Source organism: Streptomyces coacervatus, from assembly GCF_029223485.1.
In the GTDB taxonomy this organism is placed as follows: domain Bacteria; phylum Actinomycetota; class Actinomycetes; order Streptomycetales; family Streptomycetaceae; genus Streptomyces; species Streptomyces coacervatus.
This window is the reverse complement of sequence record NZ_JARHTP010000004.1, coordinates 134,705-154,983: the sequence shown is the minus strand read 5'-3', so window position 1 is coordinate 154,983 and position 20,279 is coordinate 134,705. Positions and strand designations below refer to the sequence as shown.

At 70.9% G+C, this 20,279-nt stretch carries 19 protein-coding genes and 1 pseudogene; 9 read left to right on the top strand and 11 right to left on the bottom strand.

Going from position 1 to position 20,279, the window contains the following annotated elements:
• Window positions 1–93 precede the first annotated feature (93 nt).
• Both P2Q00_RS11565 and P2Q00_RS11560 read right to left on the bottom strand, forming a co-directional pair.
• Window positions 94–861 carry a class I SAM-dependent methyltransferase gene (locus tag P2Q00_RS11565; RefSeq protein ID WP_275772100.1) on the bottom strand — a complete coding sequence of 256 codons (768 nt, stop codon included), beginning with the start codon at window positions 859–861 and terminating at the stop codon, window positions 94–96.
• Window positions 854–1,837 carry a glycosyltransferase family 4 protein gene (locus P2Q00_RS11560; RefSeq protein ID WP_425579587.1) on the bottom strand — a complete coding sequence of 328 codons (984 nt, stop codon included), beginning with the start codon at window positions 1,835–1,837 and terminating at the stop codon, window positions 854–856. The genes P2Q00_RS11565 and P2Q00_RS11560 overlap by 8 nt, the downstream gene beginning before the upstream one ends.
• Before the next feature lie 274 nt (window positions 1,838–2,111).
• Here P2Q00_RS11560 and P2Q00_RS11555 point away from each other — a divergent pair, with 274 nt between their 5' ends.
• From P2Q00_RS11555 to P2Q00_RS11540, 4 genes are all read left to right on the top strand, one after another.
• A complete protein-coding gene (locus P2Q00_RS11555) occupies window positions 2,112–3,323 on the top strand; it encodes a PucR family transcriptional regulator (RefSeq protein ID WP_486389021.1) in 1,212 nt (403 codons plus the stop codon).
• Window positions 3,324–3,473: 150 nt separating this feature from the next.
• On the top strand, window positions 3,474–4,808 hold the full coding sequence (locus P2Q00_RS11550) for a DUF8825 domain-containing protein (RefSeq protein WP_275772098.1): 1,335 nt from the start codon (window positions 3,474–3,476) through the stop codon (window positions 4,806–4,808).
• A 51-nt stretch (window positions 4,809–4,859) separates the two neighbouring features.
• The gene (locus tag P2Q00_RS11545) at window positions 4,860–5,549 is read left to right on the top strand and encodes a helix-turn-helix transcriptional regulator (RefSeq protein WP_275772097.1); all 690 of its coding nucleotides are present in this window, start codon (window positions 4,860–4,862) and stop codon (window positions 5,547–5,549) included.
• On the top strand, window positions 5,546–6,532 hold the full coding sequence (locus P2Q00_RS11540; RefSeq protein WP_275772095.1) for a threo-3-hydroxy-L-aspartate ammonia-lyase: 987 nt from the start codon (window positions 5,546–5,548) through the stop codon (window positions 6,530–6,532). The genes P2Q00_RS11545 and P2Q00_RS11540 overlap by 4 nt, the downstream gene beginning before the upstream one ends.
• A gap of 8 nt (window positions 6,533–6,540) precedes the next feature.
• Here the strand turns inward: P2Q00_RS11540 and P2Q00_RS11535 are convergent, their stop codons facing one another.
• Entirely contained in the window at window positions 6,541–6,936 is a 396-nt protein-coding gene (locus P2Q00_RS11535; protein ID WP_275772093.1) for a nuclear transport factor 2 family protein, read from the bottom strand.
• Between the two features lie 174 nt (window positions 6,937–7,110).
• Between P2Q00_RS11535 and P2Q00_RS11530 the strand changes: the two genes are divergently transcribed.
• Window positions 7,111–7,473: a cupin domain-containing protein gene (locus P2Q00_RS11530; protein ID WP_275772092.1), complete on the top strand. Its 363-nt coding sequence runs from the start codon at window positions 7,111–7,113 to the stop codon at window positions 7,471–7,473.
• Between the two features lie 3 nt (window positions 7,474–7,476).
• Here the strand turns inward: P2Q00_RS11530 and P2Q00_RS11525 are convergent, their stop codons facing one another.
• The gene (locus P2Q00_RS11525; RefSeq protein ID WP_275772090.1) at window positions 7,477–8,832 is read right to left on the bottom strand and encodes a vWA domain-containing protein; all 1,356 of its coding nucleotides are present in this window, start codon (window positions 8,830–8,832) and stop codon (window positions 7,477–7,479) included.
• Window positions 8,829–9,686 carry an AAA family ATPase gene (locus tag P2Q00_RS11520; RefSeq protein ID WP_275772706.1) on the bottom strand — a complete coding sequence of 286 codons (858 nt, stop codon included), beginning with the start codon at window positions 9,684–9,686 and terminating at the stop codon, window positions 8,829–8,831. The genes P2Q00_RS11525 and P2Q00_RS11520 overlap by 4 nt, the downstream gene beginning before the upstream one ends.
• 140 nt (window positions 9,687–9,826) lie before the next feature.
• Between P2Q00_RS11520 and P2Q00_RS11515 the strand changes: the two genes are divergently transcribed.
• The 4 genes and pseudogenes from P2Q00_RS11515 to P2Q00_RS11505 all read left to right on the top strand — a co-directional run bounded on the left by P2Q00_RS11515 (window position 9,827) and on the right by P2Q00_RS11505 (window position 12,390).
• Complete coding sequence (locus P2Q00_RS11515; RefSeq protein ID WP_275772089.1) at window positions 9,827–10,396, top strand: TetR/AcrR family transcriptional regulator; 570 nt, start codon at window positions 9,827–9,829, stop codon at window positions 10,394–10,396.
• Window positions 10,397–10,496: 100 nt separating this feature from the next.
• A pseudogene (locus P2Q00_RS51090) lies at window positions 10,497–10,626 on the top strand (ABC transporter permease); the annotation flags it as partial.
• Window positions 10,627–10,702: 76 nt separating this feature from the next.
• On the top strand, window positions 10,703–11,299 hold the full coding sequence (locus tag P2Q00_RS11510; protein WP_275772088.1) for a hypothetical protein: 597 nt from the start codon (window positions 10,703–10,705) through the stop codon (window positions 11,297–11,299).
• 143 nt (window positions 11,300–11,442) lie between these two features.
• Window positions 11,443–12,390 carry a hypothetical protein gene (locus tag P2Q00_RS11505; protein WP_275772086.1) on the top strand — a complete coding sequence of 316 codons (948 nt, stop codon included), beginning with the start codon at window positions 11,443–11,445 and terminating at the stop codon, window positions 12,388–12,390.
• A 196-nt stretch (window positions 12,391–12,586) separates the two neighbouring features.
• On the opposite strand, the gene P2Q00_RS11500 is transcribed toward P2Q00_RS11505, so the two are convergent.
• The 6 genes from P2Q00_RS11500 to P2Q00_RS11475 all read right to left on the bottom strand — a co-directional run bounded on the left by P2Q00_RS11500 (window position 12,587) and on the right by P2Q00_RS11475 (window position 20,247).
• Window positions 12,587–13,750 carry an ABC transporter ATP-binding protein gene (locus tag P2Q00_RS11500; RefSeq protein ID WP_275772085.1) on the bottom strand — a complete coding sequence of 388 codons (1,164 nt, stop codon included), beginning with the start codon at window positions 13,748–13,750 and terminating at the stop codon, window positions 12,587–12,589.
• 36 nt (window positions 13,751–13,786) lie between these two features.
• Entirely contained in the window at window positions 13,787–14,455 is a 669-nt protein-coding gene (locus P2Q00_RS11495) for a LutC/YkgG family protein (protein ID WP_275772084.1), read from the bottom strand.
• The gene (locus tag P2Q00_RS11490; protein ID WP_275772083.1) at window positions 14,452–15,939 is read right to left on the bottom strand and encodes a LutB/LldF family L-lactate oxidation iron-sulfur protein; all 1,488 of its coding nucleotides are present in this window, start codon (window positions 15,937–15,939) and stop codon (window positions 14,452–14,454) included. The genes P2Q00_RS11495 and P2Q00_RS11490 overlap by 4 nt, the downstream gene beginning before the upstream one ends.
• Window positions 15,936–16,691 carry a (Fe-S)-binding protein gene (locus tag P2Q00_RS11485; protein WP_275772081.1) on the bottom strand — a complete coding sequence of 252 codons (756 nt, stop codon included), beginning with the start codon at window positions 16,689–16,691 and terminating at the stop codon, window positions 15,936–15,938. Before P2Q00_RS11485 ends, P2Q00_RS11490 begins: the two co-directional genes overlap by 4 nt.
• 71 nt (window positions 16,692–16,762) lie before the next feature.
• The gene (locus P2Q00_RS11480) at window positions 16,763–18,199 is read right to left on the bottom strand and encodes a rhamnulokinase (protein WP_275772079.1); all 1,437 of its coding nucleotides are present in this window, start codon (window positions 18,197–18,199) and stop codon (window positions 16,763–16,765) included.
• 8 nt (window positions 18,200–18,207) lie between these two features.
• Window positions 18,208–20,247, bottom strand: coding sequence for a bifunctional aldolase/short-chain dehydrogenase (locus tag P2Q00_RS11475; protein WP_275772077.1), 2,040 nt, complete (start codon window positions 20,245–20,247; stop codon window positions 18,208–18,210).
• Window positions 20,248–20,279: the final 32 nt, after the last annotated feature.

The window sequence follows — 20,279 nt, the reverse complement described above, 5'->3', positions numbered from 1 at the left end:
TACCGCGCCGAGCACTCGGTCCGTGGGCGTGCGACACGGGCGGGACCGTCGGCGCAGGGACGGCGTGCGCAGGTGCTGCCTGGATCGTGCCGTTCATGAACGCGCCTCGCTGGAACACGGCTTGCGCAGGATCAGCAGGAGGTTCCAGGTGGCGATCTCCCTCAGCCCGGGGATCCGGGTGATCGCGCCCGGGAAGAACGGCCAGTAGCGGGAGCGTGCGGAGACGATGTGCATGTCCTTACGGCCGCGCACATGCCGCAGGGTGGGGCCGATGTGGATACGGAAGAGGTTCTCGCCGACGGTGTGCTTGGGCTCGCGCCCGGTCCGCCGCCGGTAGCGCTCGCGCGCCCGGCCCGCCCCCAGGTAGTGCCAGGGCGCGGTCTCGTGACCGCCCCAGGGGGAGAGCCAGTTGGTGAACGACAGGTAGATCAGTCCGCCCGGCCGGGTCACCCGCACCATCTCGCTGAGGAAGGTCTCCGGGTCCGACACGTGCTGCAGGATGTTGGAGGCGAAACACACATCCGCCACACCGTCGGGCACCGGCAGCAGATAGCCGTCGGCGACCGCGGAGCCCCCGGGCGGACACCCTCGGGAGGACAGCTCGCGCAGGTCGGGCTCGAAGAGGAAGCCGTGGGCGCCCCGGCGGCGGAACTCCTCCGTGAAGTGACCGCCCGCACCGCCGACATCGAGAACGATCCGGCCCTGCAGATCCATGTGCCGCTCCACCTGGGCGACCGCGTCCCGCGCGAGCAGCGTGTAGCAGCCGTCGGGGTCGGACCGCTCCCGCAGAAAGGCCCGGAACAGGGCCAGCGACCGGCGCAGGGACGGATCGTCCAGGGGACGTCCGCCGAACTCAGCCATGTCCGCTCACCCTGCGCTGCGGCGGGACGGCCCGTATCGACAGGGCGGCGGGCGCGGGCCGGACCGGGCCGCAGGCCTCCGCGGCCACCTCCCGGAACTGCCGGACGGTGCTGCTCCAGCGGAACTGCTCGGCGCGCGCCTCAGCCGCGCGGCCCATGACCGAGCGGCGCTGCCGGCTGAGCGCGAGGCTGCACCAGGCGGCGGCGAACGAACTCTCCCCGCCGGCCGGCACACCCGTCACACCGTCCACGACGGAGTCGCGCAGCCCCGGGATGTCGAAACCGACGGCCCGGGTGGCCCGGGTGCCGGCCTCGGTGACCACCAGGCCCCAGCCCTCCATCATGGACGGGTGCAGCAGCTGCCATGCCTCGCACAGCAGCCGGTGCTTCTCGGCCTCCGAGACCCGGCCCGTGAATTCCACCCCGGGCCCGGCCATGGCCGTAAGCCGATGCCGCTCGGGGCCGTCGCCGACGACGACGAGCCGCCCGCCGGTGACCGGGCGCACCCGCTCCCACAGCCGCAGCAGCAGGTCGATGCGCTTGTACTCGACCAGACGTCCGACGGCGACGAACAGCGGCTCGGACGCCTTGGGCAGCGGTGGTCCGGCGCGGTGCGTGCCCGCCGGCGCCCAGCGCTCCAGGCGGCGGCCGAGGCCCGCGACGGGACGCGGGTGGCGCATGTCCCACAGGTCGGTGTGCACGCGGTTGACCAGGTACATCGTCGGGCCCTTGTGCCACAGCGGAGCCAGATACGGCATACCGTTGCACACCTCCACCAGCAGGTCGCAGTCGCCGACCCGGCGGGGGAAGGTCTCCCGGCCGGAGACCGGGCGAGAAGCGTGCTGGGGCATCGGTGCTCCAACTCGTCGGTGGGGGTGGGGCCGGGCGTCCGGGGGAGAAACGCAGGGCGGTGACTTCGTGTGACGGTTGGGCCGGTTCCGGGAGAACGCGGTAGGTGTACCCGTAGGTAACGTCAGTTTTCGGAACGACGGTTCGATCTGACTACGCACGCAAGTGACAATCTCCGTCTGCCTGCGGCCCCCGATCAGTCACCGGTGTGAGTCCCGTCGACCGGCTGTAGGCCCTCGCCCACCGTCCGGTGCCTCCCCGCGGCCGGAGAACAGCGGAAGGATGCGAACCGTGCGACAGTGCGGGGGGCGGCCCCGCTCACCGGGGCCGTTCCCGAGCGGCCGACTGCGCCGCTCGTCACCTTCCCCGACGCAGATCACTGATCACCGGGAGGTGGTGCCCGTGCCTGCGCCCCCCGCCTGGCACAAAGTGCCGCCGGAGCAGGTGCAGCGGTTCGCCGGTCTCGCCATGGAGCAGGTGCCGGACATCGCGCAGGACATCCTGCACGCCATGCACGAGGAGTACCCGGGGCTCGAGCTCACAACCGACGAGACAGGCCGTCCGAAGGCACTTCTGGCGATCCGGCTCGCCCTTGAGAACTTCGTGGCGCGGCTGACGGCCGATATCGAGCGGCCCCACGAACTCCCAGAGGTCTTCCAGGAGTTCGGCCGCAACCAGGCCGAGAGGGGCCGGAAACTGGACTCCCTCCAGGCGATCTACCGGCTGAACGTCCGTCTGGCTTGGCACAGGCTCGCCGAGATCGGGCAGAAGGTCGAGATACCCCCGCCCGCGATGTACGAGCTCGCCGAGTCCGCGTTCGAGTACCTTGACGAGCTGGTGTCCCATTCGCTGCGCGGCTACGCCGAGGTCGCCGCCGGCCAGGCCGGGGAGCGGCTCCGGCGCCGGCGCCTGCTCGTCGACCTCCTTCTCACCGAGCACCGCACCGACCCCACCGCGGCCGTCACCGACCGCGCCGCCGCCGTCGACTGGCGCCTGCCCGACGAGGTCGCCGTGGCGGTGCTGCTCCGCCCCGCCCGGCAGCTCGTCACCCCCGCCCTGGGCGAGGAGATCCTGCAGGACATGGACGGCGAACACCCCCGGCTGGTGCTGCCGGATCCGGACGCACCCGGCCGCGCCGAGCGGCTGCACCGCGCCATGGGCGGCTGGACCGGCGCCGTCGGCCCCACCGTGCCCGTGACCCGGGCCGCCGGGTCACTGCGGTGGGCAGCGGCGGCCGTCGGCATGATCGAGAAGGGCCTGCTGCCGCAGGGCCGCCTGCTGCGCTGCAGCGACCACACCGAAGCCCTCGTGCTGCTGCCCGCCGAGGAACTGATCGACGACCTCGCCCGCCGTCGGCTGGCCCGGCTGACGGAGGCCGGACCGGAACATGCCCGCCGCCTGGCCGAGACGCTGCTCGCCTGGCTGGAGACCCGGGGCGGCGCGCCCGAGGTGGCCGCCCGGCTCGGCGTCCATCCCCAGACCGTGCGCAACCGTCTGCGGCAGATCCGGGACCTGTGGGGAGCGGACCTGGACGACCCCGACCGCCGCTTCGAACTCGAACTGGCCCTGCGGACCCGCCGCCTGCGCGGAGACCTGTCCACCCCGCCCGACTGACCGGTACGTCCGGGGCTGTGCAATGTTGTGTGCAAGGCAGCTTCACGGTCGATTCCGATGCGGGCCGAGTGGCGCCATCGGCCCAATTCCAGGGGCACTTTCCGATCATGGCGCAGGCCCATTGTCAGTGGTGCGTCCTACTCTCGCCATATGACCTACAGCGTCTGGCACAGGGGCCTCGGCATCACGCTCGACCTGACCGAGGCGGATCTCGGGCACCCCGAATACCCGCGGCTGCTCGACGAGATCTACGGCAATTACCAGCCGGATCTTCTGTACTGCCTCGAAGCCCATGAGGACGAAGGTTTAATCTGCCCCGGCTTCATGGCCATCCGCAAGGTCAACGGCAGGCCGCACGCCATGCATGTGGCAAAAGGAGAACGCCCGGAAACGAAGGACGAAAGCGATCTCCACAAAGCGCTCAGGGAATACACCGTCAAGATCGCCTCGGGGGAGGGCTTTCGGGTCACGGGAGCGGCGGAAGCCGAGCGCGGAAAACATCGTACGGATGTGACCGTGGAGGGCGGCGGCGAGCACCGACTCGCGTACGAAATACAGCTCGCGGCCATAGCCGGCGGTTCCGTCGACGATCGCACCCGCAGCGCACTCGGGGACGGGCTCACCCCGCTGTGGCTCGTCAACCACGAAAACGCGATCCCCATCGACCGCGCGCCCTGGGCCCGGCTGAACATACAGAGCTGGCGGGACGTGACCGACCGCGCGGCCCTGCCGGTGCGCGGCGGCATCAAACAACTCCACATGTCCCGTTGCGACTGGAGCAATCCGGTCCCCTGCCCGCAGCAGGGCGCCGGACGGTGCGGTGGACGGCACGCCCTGTGGGAACCGGTGCACGGCCTCTACTACGACGACGTCATCCGGCGCACGGCCACGGGCGAACTCGTCTCGCTCTACCTGCCCCACCCGGCGGGCCGCCGTGGCTGGCACATGTGGGTCACCCCCACGGACAAGGAGGAGTTCCTCGAAGGCCGCCCCGAAGCCCTGCCCGGCCAGTCTGCGGCGCGTCGGGCGGGCGGGGTGGATCCGCTGCCCGCGCACCGTGGCGGCGCGTGGGAGACCGGCGACGACCTGGGAGCGGGTCTTCGCAGCGAGCTCACCAGGGCGCGTGACGACGAACGGCCCATCGACGCATCGATGTGGCACACCGAGCCGGGATCGTATGAATTCTCGCGGCCCTTCACCGTGGGCGAGTTCGTCATACCCGGGGATCTGGTCGCCGCCCGGCGGACCTTCACCCGGGCGCTGGAGCACTCCGCGGACATCGCCGCGCGCCTGCCCAGCGGTGCGGACATCGTGGCAGGGCGCGCCGAGATCGCCGGAGAGCAGTGGGAGCGCCTCGCGGACGCGCGGGAGCGGTGCCGGCGTCTCGCCGAGGAGATGCACACGCACCCCTGGTGGGAGACGGTCGGCGACCGTCATGCGGCACGGGAGGCGCTGACGTACGCCGCGACCCATGACACGGCATGACCCAACACCCTGGACTTTCCGTCCAGAAATTGGACCAGTAGTCTAAGCGGCATGACTGCTGAGCAGGTCCACGACGCCGAGCGGGATGCGATCATCACGGCTCTCAGGCCCGTCGTCGACGGGATCGTGGCAACATTCGGCCCGCTGTGCGAGGTGGTCCTGCATGACTACCGGCAGCCGGAGAAGTCGGTCGTCGCCGTCGCCGGCTCGGTGACCGGGCGGGCCGTGGGCGGGGCGATGAGCGAGATCGGCATGAGGGTGCTGGCCCGCGGCGACGAGGCGGCCGACGATCTGAACTACCTCACCCGCACCGGGGCCGGAAAGCTGGTCAAGTCGTCCACGATGGTGCTGCGCGACTCCACGGGAGCGGTGTTCGGCGCCCTGTGCGTCAACGTGGACATCACCGCGGTGAACGAGGCCCACACCCTGCTCGGCGCCCTGGCCGGCCTCGGCGCCGCGACCGCCGAGCCGCCGGTCACCGCCTTCGGCAACGACATCGACTCCGTCGTGGACGCCATCCTCGACGCCCACCGGCTCGGCCGGAACCAGACCTGGGCCGGACTGGACCGGACCGAGCGCCTCGACCTGTTCCGGGGACTCGACGAACACGGCGTGTTCGCCGTGCGCCGCGCGATCGAGCAGGTCGCCGCCCGGCTGGGCATCTCCCGCGCCTCCGCCTACAGCTACCTCTCCCAGGCCCGAGCCGCCACCGACCCGACCCCCGCTGGAGGACACACGTGACGACCACCACCCCGCCGGTCACCCTCGACGACATCCGCGACGCCGCCGACCGGCTCAAGGGCGTCGCGCACCGCACCCCCGTACTCCGCTCACGGACACTCGACGCGCTCGTCGGCGCCGAGGTCTTCCTCAAGTGCGAGAACTTCCAGCGCGTGGGCGCCTTCAAGTTCCGCGGCGCCTACAACGCGGCCTCCCGGCTCACCCCGCAGCAGCTGGCCCGCGGCATCGCCGCCTACTCCTCCGGTAACCACGCCCAGGCCGTCGCCCTCGCCGCCCGCGAACTGGGCACCACTGCCGTCATCGTCATGCCCGAGGACGCCCCGCGCTCGAAGGTGGACGCCACCGTCGGCTACGGCGCCGAGATCGTGACGTACGACCGCTACACCGAGGACCGCGTCGCCGTCGGCGAAGCCCTGGCCGCGGAGCGGGGCCTCGCTCTCATCCCGCCCTACGAGCACCCGCACGTCATGGCCGGGCAGGGCACGGCAGCGCTCGAACTCCTTGAAGAAACAGGGGAGTTGGACGCACTCGTCGTGCCTGTCGGCGGCGGCGGGCTGATCGCCGGGTCCGCCACGGCGGCCAAGGGGCTGTACGCCGGGATCCGGGTGCTCGGCGTCGAACCGGAGGCCGGGGACGACACCAAGCGGTCCCTGGAGGCGGGCCGGCGCGTCAGCATCCCCGTTCCCCGCACCATCGCCGACGGGCAGGCCCTGCACACGCCCGGCGAGCTGACCTTCTCGGTGAACCGGCGGCTCGTCGACGGGATCGCCCTGGTCTCCGACGACGAGATCCGCGACGCCATGCGCTTCGCATTCGAGCGTCTGAAGATCGTCGTCGAGCCGAGCGGGGCCACCCCGCTGGCCGCCCTGCTCGCCGGGCGTGCGGGTGCGCTGCCGCGCCGGATCGGGGTCATCGTCTCCGGCGGCAATGTCGATGCGGACCGCTTCGCCGAGCTGTGCGGATCACCGAGCCGTCCGCGGTGAACGGCCCGTCAGGACCAGAACTCATTCCCCTTCTCGATGTTCTCGACGCACTCGTCGAGGTCGGTGATCTTGTCTCCGACGATCCGGAAGACGATGCCTCCCATCTCGTCGATCGACTTGCCGTTGCGCTCGGCGGTGAAGTGGTGCACGGAGACTGCGTGGCCCCTGCCGTCCACGAGGACATTGCGCAGCTCGACCCGCAGGGTCCCGTTCGTCTCCTCGAACAGTCGGCGATACATGTCGAGGGCCGCATCCACGCCCTTGAAGTCGCCGGACAGCGGGTGCGTTCCCGGTACGTGGTGCGTGGCGTCGCCCGCCATCAGCGAGCGCAGTGTGTCCATGTCTCCGCGTGAGAAGGCGTCGTAGCCCTTGCGGACCAGCAGTGCGTGGGGGTGTTCAGCCACGATGTTCGCCACCTTTCTGGTGTTTCGGCGATGTGCGGCCTCCGCGCACCATTCTCCGCCTGTTCGACTGACTTGTCCGCGCGTCGACGTATTACGCCTTTTCTCCGATGGCGGTCCCGGGTGGACAGGCCGACGATGGTGTGGTGGGCGGGGCTCGCAACGAAGGGAGCCGACATGATTGAGATCAAGGCCATCGAGAAGCCCGACGAGCGGCGCGACTTCCCGCGCGGACACCTCGAAGCGGTCCATATGACCGGGCTCGACTTCGCCGTGGGCACCTTCGAGCCGGGCTGGCGCTGGTCCGAGTCCGTGGCGCCCATCGCCGGGACGACCAGCTGCCAGGTCCATCACAACGGGTACTGCGTCGAGGGGCGTATGCGCATACGCATGGACGACGGCGCGGAGCAGGAGGTCGGACCCGGCGATGTGTTCGTGGTGTCGCCCGGGCACGACGCCTGGGTGGTCAGCGACGAACCGTGCGTGGTGTACGACTTCGCCGGCCAGATGGCAACGGAGTACGCGAAGTCGAAGGGCTAGGAGTCACACCGGCAGCAGGCGCGCGATGAGCGCGCCGAGCTGCCGGGCGTTGCGGCACTCGTACATCTCCACCAACTCGGCGTACTCGGGTGCGGCGGAGTCGCCCGTGCCCCACTGGGCGCGCGGCTCGGGGTTCAACCAGTAGACGCGGCGGGCCCGTTCGGCGACCTGCCGTACCGCCGCCAGGTTCGGGTCGCTCATGTTCGTACGGGCGTCACCGAGCACGAACACGGTGGTGCGCGGGCCGACCGCGTCCGCGTACCGCTCCGCGAACTCGCCCAGTGCGACGCCGTAGTCGCTGCTGCCGTGCCAGCCCGTGAGCGTCGCCTCCGCCCGGATGCGGGCGCCGAGCCCCTCCGGGTCGGCCGAGCCGTGCTCCAGCAGCCGGGTCACCTCGTCGAGCCGGTTGACGAAGGCGAACACCCGCACCTTGCTGAACTGGTCGTGCAGCGCCTGGACCAGCAGCATCGTGAAGTCCGAGAACCCCGACACCGACCCCGACACATCGCACAGCAGCACCAGTTCCGGCCGTACGGGACGACGCCTGCGCAGCACCGGCTTCATCGGCACCCCGCCCGTCGACAGGGAACCGCGCAGGGTGCGCCGCAGGTCGATGCTGCCGCGGGAGGCGCGGCGCCGGCGGGCCGCGAGCCGGGTGGCGAGCTTGCGGGCGAGCGGCTGAACCGTCCTGCGCAGCTCGGCGAGCTGGAGCTTCCCGGCGTACAGGAAGTCGACCCGGTCGGGGGTCGTGGCCACCGCACGCCGCGCGAGCTCGTCCCGGTCGCGCCGCTCGGCGATCCGGCGCCGCGCCTCCACGCCCACCTGCCTGCGGAACGTCTCGATGCGCCGCCGGATCTCGTCGTCGAGCAGCCGGTCGGCGAACCCGGAACTGCCGTTGCGCGCCCGGACGTTCTCGCGGACGCGGGCGAACAGGGTCTGCGGGCGGAGCCGGTCGAGAGTCTGGTACGACGACCAGCCCTCGGACCCCGGCGACGCACCGTATCCGCCGAAGCCGTCGACCGCCTCCGCCGCCAACTGCCCCATCAGCACGACGTCGCCCGCGGCGAGCGCGGCGGCGAGCCGGTCCCGCAGATCGTCCCGGTCGGCGTGCTCCGTCTCCGGCGCGCCGACGCCCCGCGGGAAGTACAGATCGAAGACCGGATCGAACACCTGTCGCTGCACCGTGCCGTGCAGCAGCGTCGCGGCCAGCCCCTCCCGCAGCAGCTCACGGTCCGCGAGGCCCAGCACCGCCACCGCCTGCGCCGCGTCCACGGTCTCGCCGGTGCCGATCCGCATGCCGTGCGCCCGCAGCGCCCCGACGAGAGAGGTGAGGCGCTCCGCCACTCCGGGCACGGTCACACGGCGTCCAGATCGAGCTTGGCGGCCGCCTTGAGGACGTCGTCCTGGTGCTTGAGCAGGACGCCCAGGCTGTCGCGTACGACGGTCTCGTCGAGGCTGTCGGCGCCGAGCGCGAGCAGCGTGCGCGCCCAGTCGATGGTTTCTGCGACCGAGGGCACCTTGCGCAGGTCCATCGCACGCAGCGCACCGACCACCCGCACCACCGAACCGGCCAGTGCCTCGTCCAGAGCGGGCACCTTCAGGCGTACGATCCGACGCTCCAACTCCTCCTCGGGGAAGCCGATGTGGAGGAAGAGACAGCGGCGGCGCAGTGCCTCGGACAGCTCGCGGCTGGCGTTCGAGGTGAGGACGACGAAGGGGCGGCGGGTCGCGGTGATCGTGCCCAGCTCGGGGACGGTGACCTGGAAGTCGCTCAGCACCTCCAGGAGCAGGCCCTCCACCTCGACGTCCGCCTTGTCGGTCTCGTCGATCAGCAGCACCTTGGGGTCGTTGCCGCGGATCGCGGTGAGCAGGGGGCGGGTGAGCAGGAACTCCTCGCTGAAGATGTCCGTGCGCGTCTCGTCCCACGTCTCGTCCCGGCCCGCGCTGATGCGCAGCAACTGCTTGGCGTGATTCCACTCGTACAGCGCCCGGGACTCGTCGACGCCCTCGTAGCACTGCAGCCGGACCAGCCGCGCACCCGCCACCTCGGCCACGGCCTTGGCAAGCTCCGTCTTGCCGACCCCGGCGGGGCCCTCCACCAGCAGCGGCTTGCCCAGACGGTCGGCGAGGAAGACGGTCGTGGCGACCGCGGGCGAGGCGAGATAGCCGGTGGCGGCGAGACGCGCGGAGACGTCGTCGACGGATGTGAACAGCAACGGGGCCTCCGGTTCGACGCGGATCGGATCTACTATCTAAGCGCTTGTTCACCCACTCTGTCACGCGAAACCAGTCGGCCCCGGCTCCGTAGACCGATCGGTTTCCATGCTTGCGTCGACGGAGGTAGCCTCTCCACATGGCCACGACAGACAAGGCGTCCACGAAGGACCGGCTGCTCGACGCGGCGGCCGAGCTCTTCTACCGCGACGGCGTCTCCATCGGCGTCGAGGCGCTGTGCAGGACTGCCGGTGTCTCCAAGCGGTCGATGTACCAGCTCTTCACCAGCAAGGACGAGGTCCTCGCGGCGAGCCTGGAGCGCCGCGCGCCCGGCTATGCGGCGCAGCTCACGGCCGGGGCGGAGGAGGCCGGTACGCCGCGCGAACGCATCCTGTACGTCTTCGAGCGGGCGGAGAAGCTCTCGGCCGCTCCCGACTACCAGGGCTGCCCCTTCCTGGCCGCGCTGGTCGAACTGAAGGACCCCGAGCACCCGGCGAGCCTCGTGGCCCGCATGGCCAAGGAGCGCCTTCAGGAGGCCTTCCGCATGCAGGCGGAGCTCGGCGGCGCGCGGGATCCCGAGCTCCTCGCCCGTCAGCTGATGCTGATCTTCGATGGCGCGAGCGCCCGCGCCGGCGCCCGCATCGAGACGCTGGACGGGCTCACCACGGCGACCGTGACGACGCTGCTGGATGCGGCGGGAGTGAAGTAGCAGCGGGCGTTGTACTCAGCGAAACCCGCGCACTCGGCGACACCTCCGTACGGGCCACCACAACGCGCCGACCCCGCACCCCGCCCGGTGCAATGGACCCGTGACCGCGCCCCCGGACGACTGCCTCGCGCGCGGTCCTCCACCATCTGCAGCTGACCGGGATCTCGGTGCTCAACGGTCTCGTCCTGGCCGTCCCGCTGGCCGTGCCGGCGCGCCGCCGGCGGTCCACCGCAGACTTCGGTCCTTCACCGTCGTGGACGTACGCAGTTCAAGTCCGTTGTCAGTGGCTCCTTGTACCTTGCGGTCATGGGGATCTATCTGGTCAGTGTCGATGCGCAGGAATGGTTCGACGAAGACGAGGAGGAGGGCGGCCGGGGCGCTGTCGCCGCCGCGCTCGACGAGGAGTTGAGACGGCGCGGACTGCCGCCGTACACGTCGGTGCCCGAGGAAGCGGACTTTGTACGCGGTTCGGGGCTGTCGTTCGAGGAGAAGCTGGTACCTCCCATGGACGGCTTCGCCGCGCTGTGCCAGGAGCATCTGTCCCGGGAGGAAGAGGAGGTGCTCTGCGGCTGGACGCTGCTGGTGCCGCTCTCCCTCGACAAGGAGATCTGGCTGCCCGTCGCCTCCGCCTACACGGACGCGACGATGGTCGCCGGTGCTCCACAGGTGCTCGGCCTCGCCGAGCGGCTGGCGACGGCCGTCGCACTGCCGGTGGACGAGATACCGGCGACCAACGACAACCTGGATCTGACCATGTGGTTCCTGGACGGGCCGGCGAAGGAGCTGGCCGCCACCCGGCCCGGACCGTGGAGCGAGGACCTGGACGCCGCGTTCTACGTGGCGGTGTATCTGCGGGCCGCCCAGCACTCGCTGCGCCGCGGCTGCCCCGTCGTGTACTTCTGACTTAGACGCCTGACCGGACGTCACGACTCCGTGACGTCGGTGACCGTACCGGTGCGGTGAGGAGGGTTCCCGGGGCGGGCGCGAATCGGTACACCCGGTACATGGGGGACAACAACGGGGGACTCCGCCGGTGGTGGAGCCGCATGAGAGAAGTGTTCGACGGGGCGGATGCCGAGCGGAAGCCCAAGGGGCTGAAGGAACTCGCGCATCCCGCGAACGACGTGGCCTACAAGCTGTTCCGCGAGACCTATCCGGAACAGCACATGCATCTGCAGGTGGCGCTGGGCGCCGCCCAGCGCACCTTCGACCGCTCGACCCGCCAGAACGTACAGCACGCGCTGAGGTGTGTCGTGCGGACGGTCCTTGAGGATCCCCGGTTGACGCCGGAGCGCGACGAGTACCTGGCCGCCTATCTCGACCAGGAGGTCGCCGAGATGCACGGCTGGCTGCGGCAGGACAGCGTGACCGCCGTCAGCCGGGGGCTCAACACCGGACTGGCGGTGGGCGCCGCCGCCGGTACGGTGCTGCTGGCCGCCCCGATCCTGTGGGGCGTGCCCGTACTGCACCTGATGGGCATCACCCTCAACTGCGGCAACCGCTGGAGCCTGCTGGGCGCCTTCGTCGCCGGGGGAGTGGGCGCCTTCGGCGCGGTGCTCAGCGTTCTGGTCCGACTGCGGCTCAGCGTCGAGCAGTTGGCGGGCCGGCAGACCGTCGGCCAGGAGAAGATCGTCGTCCCCGGGCGGCAACTTGCCCGCAGCATGCGCCACGAGGGCGTCTACCGCGTCTTCGTCGGGTGGATCCTCGCCGTGGCCGTCTACTTCCTGCTCACCGGCGGCATCGTGCCCGTCTTCGAACTGCCCGCCACCGCGGCCGAGATCTGCCCGGCACCCGGACACCCGGGCTCGGCCGTCAAGGGCACCGACTTCTGGGGCTTCTGGTGCGCCGTCGGCTTCGTCTCCGGATTCAACGAGCGGTGGGCCTTCGGCATCCTGGGCCGCAACTCCACGACCAACTCGGCGACGAATACCGCGACCAACTCGGCGACTGGCCCCGCGACTTCGAGGAGGACGACCGGCAGACCCGGCGACTGACCACTGGCCGCGGATCGCCGGCGATTGACCGCTGGCCGTGGATCACCGGCGACTGCCCACTGGCCACGGATCGTGGGCGCCCGACCACTGGCCACGGTCGCCGACCACCGACCACCGACCACCGACCACCGATCACCGATCACCGATCACGGAGCGCTGGCGACCGAGCACTGGGGGATCAATCACCCGTGACGGCTCACGCGTCCGCCACCGAGTCGAACGCCACCTCACCCCGCGACACGCCGAGCGCGTCCGCGTACACCGACCGGCGCAGCGCCTCGTGCAGCTTCGCCGGGGTCAGCACACCCAGGAAACGCGAACCGTCCAGCACCGCGACCCACCCGGCGTCGTGCTGCAGCATCATGCCGAACGCCTGCTTCAGGAGCGCGCCCACCGGCACCCAGGCGTTCATCCGGTGGGCGCGGTCACCGACCGAGCCGCCCGTGCCGCTCCCGTCGAGCTCGTCGATGCCCACCCACCCGTGCAGATCACCGCGAGTGTCGAGGACGACCGCCCATCGTGCGCCCTCCGCCCGCAGCCGCTCCGCCGCCCGCCCGGCGGGCTCGTCCAGCCGGGCGACCGGCGGCTGCTCCAGATCGTCGGCCTCGATCTCGGTGACCGACAGCCGCTTCGGCCCGCGATCGGCGCCCACGAACCCGGCGACGTACGGCGTCGCCGGAGTGCCGAGCAACGCCCCGGGCGTGTCGAACTGTTCGATCCGCCCCTGCCCGTACACGGCGATCCGGTCGCCGAGCCGGACCGCCTCCTCGATGTCGTGCGTGACCAGCAGCACCGTCTTGCGCACGGCGGCCTGCATCCGCAGGAACTCCTCCTGCAACTGCTCCCGCACCACGGGGTCGACCGCCCCGAACGGCTCATCCATCAGCAGCACCGGCGGATCGGCGGCCAGCGCCCGCGCCACGCCGACCCGCTGCCGCTGACCGCCGGAGAGCTGGTCGAGATAGCGGGGCCCGTACCGCTTCGGGTCCAGGCCCACCAGATCGAGCAGTTCGGCGGCCCGCGCCCGCGCCTTCGCCCGCTTCCAGCCGACCAGAGCGGGCACCGTCGCCGTGTTGTCGAGGACCGTGCGGTGCGGGAAGAGCCCGACCTGCTGGATGACGTAGCCGATCCGCCGCCGCAGCCGCACGGGATCGACGCCGGCGATGTCCTCGCCGTTGACGAGGATCTGTCCCGAAGTCGGCTCGATGAGCCGGTTGACCATCATCATCGTGGTCGTCCTGCCACAGCCGGAGGGGCCGACGAGCGTGACGAGCTCGCCCTCGGACACCTCGAAGCTCAGGTCGTCCACCGCCGTCGTACCGTCCGGATACCGCTTGGTGAACTGCTCGAACCGGATCATGACCTCACGCTGGCGGCGCGGCCTCGTCTCGGCCCGTCAGCGGGGTCCCGGTGGTGGGTGAGGGACGCTCACGAGCACCACCTCCAGGGTGCGCGGACCGTGCACCCCCTCGACCCGGTCCAGCTCGATGTCACTGGTCGCCGACGGGCCGGAGATCCACGTCAACGGGCGGGCCGGGTCGAGGCGTTCGAGGGCCTGGGGCACCGAGGAGACGACCTGGTCAGGGACCCGTACTACACAGATGTGGTGGTCGGGGACGAGGGTGACGCGGCGGCGGCCCTGGTCGGGTGAGCCGTCAAGGACGATGGTGCCGGTCTCGGCCGCGGCCACCGCACACCCGGTGATCACGCTGTCGACCCGGTCCAGCTCGTGCGGCGTGCTCTCGGCACGATCCGCCACCCGCTCGACGTCCGTCCCGTCGAGCCACCCCTCGTCCAGCCCCGGCGGCACCAGCACCGTCTTCGAACCCCGCTCGGCGAGCAACCGGCCGATCACCGAGGCAAGTTCGGCCGCTGTGCAGCGGTGCACGACCGCCCGGTAATCCGCCAGATTCTCGGCCAGCAGATCCACCGTCTGCTCGGCACTCCGCTCGCCGTGCTCGCGCAGATAGCCGCGCGAAACCGCCTGCTCGTAAGGCGTGTCGTCCTGTCGTACGTCGGACAGTGCGCGCCGCACCCGGCCCAGGATCCGTTCCCTGCTGCTCACTTGGCGGCCCCCTTGTCGCCGTTCTCGCCGTTCGTACGCTGCCACCAGTCCCGGAACGGCTCCGCCGGTACCGACGGCAGATCCCGGCTGCCGCTCCAGGCCCTGCCCGGCCCGGGCAGGGTCCGCGGATGCAGGCGACGCGTGCGGGAGGCGAGCCGCTGGCCGATGCGCAGGGCGCCCGGACGCGTGAACGCCCAGCGTGCCGCCCGCATCGCCGCCCGCTCGGCGGCGTGTCCCTTCGCGGGCTGCAGCACCACCTTGTTGCCCTCACGGATCACCGGCCCGCCCTCCACGACCCGCTCCCGCAGATGGACCAGGACCTCCGGGATGTCGATGGCGACCGGGCACACCTCGTAGCAGGCACCGCACAGCGACGACGCATACGGCAGCGAGGCGTCGATCTCGCTTGCCGTGCCCCGGAGTTGGGGGCTCAGGATGGCGCCGATCGGGCCCGGGTAGACCGAGCCGTAGGCGTGCCCGCCCGCCCGCTCGTACACCGGACAGACGTTGAGACACGCCGAGCAGCGGATGCAGCGCAGGGCCTGGCGGCCGACCTCGTCGGCGAGGGTGTCGGTGCGGCCGTTGTCGAGCAGCACCAGGTGGAAGGTCCTCGGTCCGTCGCCGTCCGTCGTGCCCGTCCACATCGAGGTGTAGGGGTTCATGCGCTCTGCAGTCGAGGAGCGGGGGAGGGTCTGCAGGAACACCTCCAGGTCCCGCCAGGTCGGCACGATCTTCTCGATGCCGACGACCGAGATCAGCGTCTCGGGCAGGGTCAGACACATCCGCCCGTTGCCCTCGGACTCGACGACCACCAGCGTGCCGGTCTCGGCGACCATGAAGTTGGCGCCGGAGATGCCGACCTTGGCGCGCAGGAACTTCTCCCGCAGGTGCAGCCGGGCGGCCTCGGCGAGCTCGGCGGGCGTGTCGGTGAGGCCCTCGGGGGCGGGACGGCCCCACTCCCTCATCTCACGACGGAAGATGTCGCGGATCTCCCCGCGGTTGCGATGGATGGCCGGGACGAGGATGTGCGAGGGCCGGTCCTTGCCCAACTGCACGATCAGCTCGGCGAGATCGGTCTCGTAGGCGCGGATGCCCTCGGCCTCCAGAGCTTCGTTCAGTCCGATCTCCTGCGTGGCCATCGACTTGACCTTGACGACCTCCGACTCGCCGGTCGCCTTGACCAGGTCTGCCACGATCCGGTTGGCCTCGTTGGCGTCGGCGGCCCAGTGGACCGTGCCGCCCGCCGCCGTGACCGACTCCTCCAACTGCGCCAGATACCGGTCGAGATGACGCAGCGTGTGGTCCTTGATCTGCTTCCCGGCCTCGCGCAGGGCCGCCCAGTCCGACACCTCCGCGACGGCCTTCGCCCGCTTGGCGCGGATGGTGTGCGTGGCGTGCCGCAGATTGCCGCGCAGCGTCGGATTGTTGACCGCCTCGTGCGCGGCCTCCGGAAAGGCCGGCATCCCCACGAATGTTCCGCTCATACGGCCGACTCCTCCTCCGTGCTCGCCAGGATCTCCGCGATGTGCACCGGCCGCATACCGCTGCTGAGCCGCGCCATCGTCCCGCCGATGTGCATCAGACAGGAGTTGTCGGCCGCGCACAGCACCTCCGCGCCTGTCGACTCGGCGTTGCGCACCTTGTCCGTACCCATCGCCGCCGAGACGTCGGCGTTCTTCAGCGCAAAGGTGCCGCCGAAGCCGCAGCACTCCTCGGCACCCGGCAGCTCGACCAGCTCCAAGCCCTTCACGGCCTGCAGCAGTCGCCGCGGCCGGTCGCCGAGTCCCAGGCTGCGCAGGCCGTGGCAGGTCGGGTGGTATGTCACCTGGTGCGGGTAGTACGCGCCGACGTCCGTCACACCGAGAACGTCCACCAGGAACTCGGTGAGCTCGTACGTCTTCGGGACGACGGGAGCCAGCGTCGCCGCCAGTGTGTCTCCGCGCCCCTCGGCCCGCGCCCGCTCACCCATCCGCGGATACAGCTCCCGCACCATCGCCCCGCACGACCCGGACGGCGTCACGATCGCCTCGTACTCCCCGAAGACATCGGAGAAATGCCGAGCCAGTGGCTCCGCCTCATGCCGGTATCCGGTGTTGTAGTGGGCCTGCCCGCAGCAGGTCTGGGCCATCGGGAAGTCGACCTCGACGCCCAGCCTGGTCAGCAGTTTCACCACGGCGCGCCCGGTGTCCGGATAGAGCGTGTCGTTGACACAGGTCAGGAACAGGGCGACACGCATCGCGGCTCCTTGCGATCGATCATCGGATGAGTGCAGCGTAGTCGGGGAGCGCCGTCCGGGGGAGACCCCGCTCACCCTCCGGCGAGCCGGTCCTGCGACTCGCGCCACGGTGCCGTGGTGCCCTGCGGCTCGTAACGGGTGAGTGGCTGGGTACGGGTGAGCAGCTGCCGCATGCCCGTCAGATCGCCGACGAGCCCGTGGGCCCGCGCCTGAACCAGCACGTTCCCCAGCGCCGCCGCCTCCGTCGGACCGGCCACCACCGGCAGCCCGCAGGCGTCGGCGGTCAGCTGGCACAGCAGCGCGTTGCGGGTGCCGCCGCCGACGACGTGCACGACGTCCACCGGATGGCCGGCCAGCCGCTGGGCGTCCTCCACGGCCCGGCGGTGGGCCAGTGCCAGCGAGTCGAGGATGCAGCGCGTGATCTCGGCGGGGGAGGAGGGCACCGGCTGCCCCGAGGCACGGCACGCCTCGGCGATCCGCTCCGGCATCCGCCCCGGCGCCAGGAACGCCGCGTCCCCGGCATCCACCACCGAGCGCAGCGCCGGCACCTTGGCCGCCTCCAGCAGCAGCCCGCCCAACTCCGGCTTGCCCCAGGCCCGTACACACTCCTGGAGCAGCCACAACCCCATGATGTTGCGCAGATAGCGGACCGTGCCGTCCAGCCCCAGCTCATTGGTGAAGTTCGCGGCCCGGCTCTCCTCGGTCAGCACGGGCGCGTCCAGCTCAAGACCGGCCAGCGACCAGGTCCCGGTGCAGATGTACGCGAACCGTTCGCCGGACGCGGGCACGGCCGCGACCGCGGACGCCGTGTCATGCGAGCCGACCGTCGTCACCGGCACCGGCCCCCTCAGCCCGGTCTCCTCCAGCACCTCCGGCAGCAGCACACCCGCCGGATCGCCGGGCCGCCGCAGCGGTGCGAAGAGGCTCAGGTCGACACCCAGCCGGGAGGCGATGTCGTACGACCACTCCCGCGTCCGGGGGTCGATCAGCTGGGTGGTCGAGGCGTTGGTGAGTTCGGTGCCCTGCTCGCCGGTCAGCCAGTACGACAGCAGGTCCGGGATCAGCAACAACCGCTCGGCATGGGTGAGTTGAGCCGACTCCCGGGCCGCCAGCAGCTGGTACAGCGTGTTGAAGGGCGCGTGCTGCAACCCGGTCGCCGCATACAGCTGCTCGGCGGGCACGGTCGCCCACACCTTCTCCGCGACGCCCTCGGTGCGGGAGTCCCGGTAGTGCACGGGATTCCCGAGCAGCGCCCCGTCCCCGTCCAGCAGCCCGTAGTCCACGGCCCAGCTGTCGATGCCGACGGAATCGACCTGGCCCGCGGCCCGCAGCCCGTCCAGGACACCCCCGTACAACGCGAGGATGTCCCACCGCAGCCCCTCGGGCACCCGAACGGGCCGGTTGGGGAAGCGGTGCGCCTCGCTCAGTTCCAGGCTGTCGGCGCCGACGCGGCCGACCATGACACGCCCGCTGGACGCGCCGAGATCGACCGCGGCGTACGTTTTCACGGGCGCGCTCACCGCAGGAAGGCGGCCGCGACGCCGGCGTCGACCGGGACGTGCAGTCCGGTGGTGTGCGTCAGCTCCCCGCCGGTCAGCGCGAAGACGGCGTTCGCGACATGCTCCGGCAGCACCTCCCGCTTGAGGATGGTCCGCTGGGCGTAGAACTCACCCAGCTTCTCCTCCGGAACCCCGTACACGGCCGCCCGCTGCGCGCCCCAGCCGCCCGCGAAGATCCCGGAACCGCGCACCACACCGTCCGGGTTGACCCCATTGACACGGATGCCGTGCTCGCCCAACTCGGCGGCCAGCAGCCGCACTTGATGGGCCTGATCGGCCTTGGTGGCCGAGTAGGCGATGTTGTTCGGCCCGGCGAACACGGCGTTCTTGGAGGCGATGTAGACGATGTCGCCGCCCAGCTCCTGCGCGATCATCACCCGGGCCGCCTCCCTCGACACCAGGAAGGAGCCACGGGCCATGATGTCGTGCTGCAGGTCCCAGTCGCGCGCCGAGGTCTCCAGCAGCGGCTTGGAGATGGAGATCCCGGCGTTGTTGACCACGAGATCGACCCCGCCGAAGGCGAGCACGGCAGCCTTGAAAGCGGCGCCGATCTGCTCCTCGTCCGTGACGTCCACCGTCACGGCGACGGCCTTGTCCGGGCCGCCCAGCTCCGCGGCGACGACGGCGGCGTTCTCCGCGTCGAGATCGGCGACGACGACACACGCCCCCTCGCCCACCAGCCGCTGCGCGATGGCCTTCCCGATGCCGCTTCCCGCGCCCGTCACCAAGACCACCCGCGTCGCCAGCGGCTTGGGCTTCGGCATCCGCTGAAGCTTGGCCTCCTCCAGCGCCCAGTACTCGATCCGGAACTTCTCCGACTCCTCGATCGGCGCGTACGTCGACACGGCCTCCGCCCCGCGCATCACATTGATGGCGTTGACGTAGAACTCGCCCGCCACGCGCGCGGTCTGCTTGTCCTTGCCGAAACTGAACATGCCCACCCCCGGCACCAGCACGATCGCCGGGTCGGCGCCGCGCATCGCGGGGGAGTCGGGCAGGGCATGCCGGTCGTAGTAGGCGGCGTACTCCTCGCGGTACTCGGCGTGCAGCTCCTTGAGGCGTGCGATCGCCTCCTCCACCGGAGCGGCCGGCGGCAGGTCGAGAACGAGCGGCCGTACCTTCGTACGAAGGAAGTGATCGGGGCAGGAGGTCCCGAGCGCGGCGAGCCGCGGATGCTCGGCGCGCGCCAGGAACTCCAGGACGACATCGGAGTCGTTGAAGTGCCCGACCTGCGGCCTGTCCTGAGAGGCGAGAGCCCGCACATACGGCGCCAACGCCGCCGCCCGCTCCCGCCGCTCACTCTCACCGAGCGCCTCGTACCCCTCGATCACCGGCCCGAAAGGCTCGTCCTTCCCCCGCTCGGCGAGAAATGCCTCGGCGGTCCGGATGATGTGCAGCGAGTTCCGCTCGCACTCCTCGGAGGTCGCACCCCAGGCGGTGATCCCGTGTCCGCCCAGAACACACCCGACGGCCTGCGGATTGGCCTCCTTGACCGCCGCGATGTCCAGCCCCAGCTGGAACCCGGGCCGCCGCCACGGCACCCACACCACCGTGTCGCCGAAACACTCGGCGGTCAGTTTCTCCCCGTCGGCGGCACAGGCGAGCGCGATCCCGGAGTCGGGGTGCAGATGATCGACGTGGGCGGCGTCCACCAACCCGTGCATCGCCGTGTCGATGGAGGGAGCGGCACCCCCTTTCCCATGCAGGCAGTAGTCGAACGCGGCGACCATCTCGTCCTCGCGCTCGACCCCCGGATAGACCCCCTGCAGGGCCCGCAGCCGGTCCAGCCGCAACACGGCGAGCCCGGCCTCGGTGAGCGTGCCGAGGTCACCGCCGGACCCCTTGACCCACATCAACTCGACGTCACCACCGGTCACGGGGTCCACAGCGGTCCCCTTCGCGGAGGCGTTCCCCCCGGCGTAGTTGGTGTTGCGCGGATCGGAGCCGAGCCGATGGGACCGGGCCAGGAGGGCGGCGGATTCGGGGTGGGGTGCCATGATCGGTCTCTTCCTTGCGTAGTGGGGACGTT

Bases quoted from the DNA above. Each gene is read 5' to 3' on its own strand.
- P2Q00_RS11565 (WP_275772100.1), bottom strand. From the start codon at position 861: ATGGCTGAGTTCGGCGGACGTCCCCTGGACGATCCGTCCCTGCGCCGG.
- P2Q00_RS11550 (WP_275772098.1), top strand. From the start codon at position 3,474: ATGACCTACAGCGTCTGGCACAGGGGCCTCGGCATCACGCTCGACCTG.
- P2Q00_RS11545 (WP_275772097.1), top strand. From the start codon at position 4,860: ATGACTGCTGAGCAGGTCCACGACGCCGAGCGGGATGCGATCATCACG.
- P2Q00_RS11530 (WP_275772092.1), top strand. From the start codon at position 7,111: ATGATTGAGATCAAGGCCATCGAGAAGCCCGACGAGCGGCGCGACTTC.
- P2Q00_RS11515 (WP_275772089.1), top strand. From the start codon at position 9,827: ATGGCCACGACAGACAAGGCGTCCACGAAGGACCGGCTGCTCGACGCG.
- P2Q00_RS11510 (WP_275772088.1), top strand. From the start codon at position 10,703: ATGGGGATCTATCTGGTCAGTGTCGATGCGCAGGAATGGTTCGACGAA.
- P2Q00_RS11505 (WP_275772086.1), top strand. From the start codon at position 11,443: ATGAGAGAAGTGTTCGACGGGGCGGATGCCGAGCGGAAGCCCAAGGGG.
- P2Q00_RS11500 (WP_275772085.1), bottom strand. From the start codon at position 13,750: ATGATCCGGTTCGAGCAGTTCACCAAGCGGTATCCGGACGGTACGACG.
- P2Q00_RS11490 (WP_275772083.1), bottom strand. From the start codon at position 15,939: ATGAGCGGAACATTCGTGGGGATGCCGGCCTTTCCGGAGGCCGCGCAC.
- P2Q00_RS11485 (WP_275772081.1), bottom strand. From the start codon at position 16,691: ATGCGTGTCGCCCTGTTCCTGACCTGTGTCAACGACACGCTCTATCCG.
- P2Q00_RS11475 (WP_275772077.1), bottom strand. From the start codon at position 20,247: ATGGCACCCCACCCCGAATCCGCCGCCCTCCTGGCCCGGTCCCATCGG.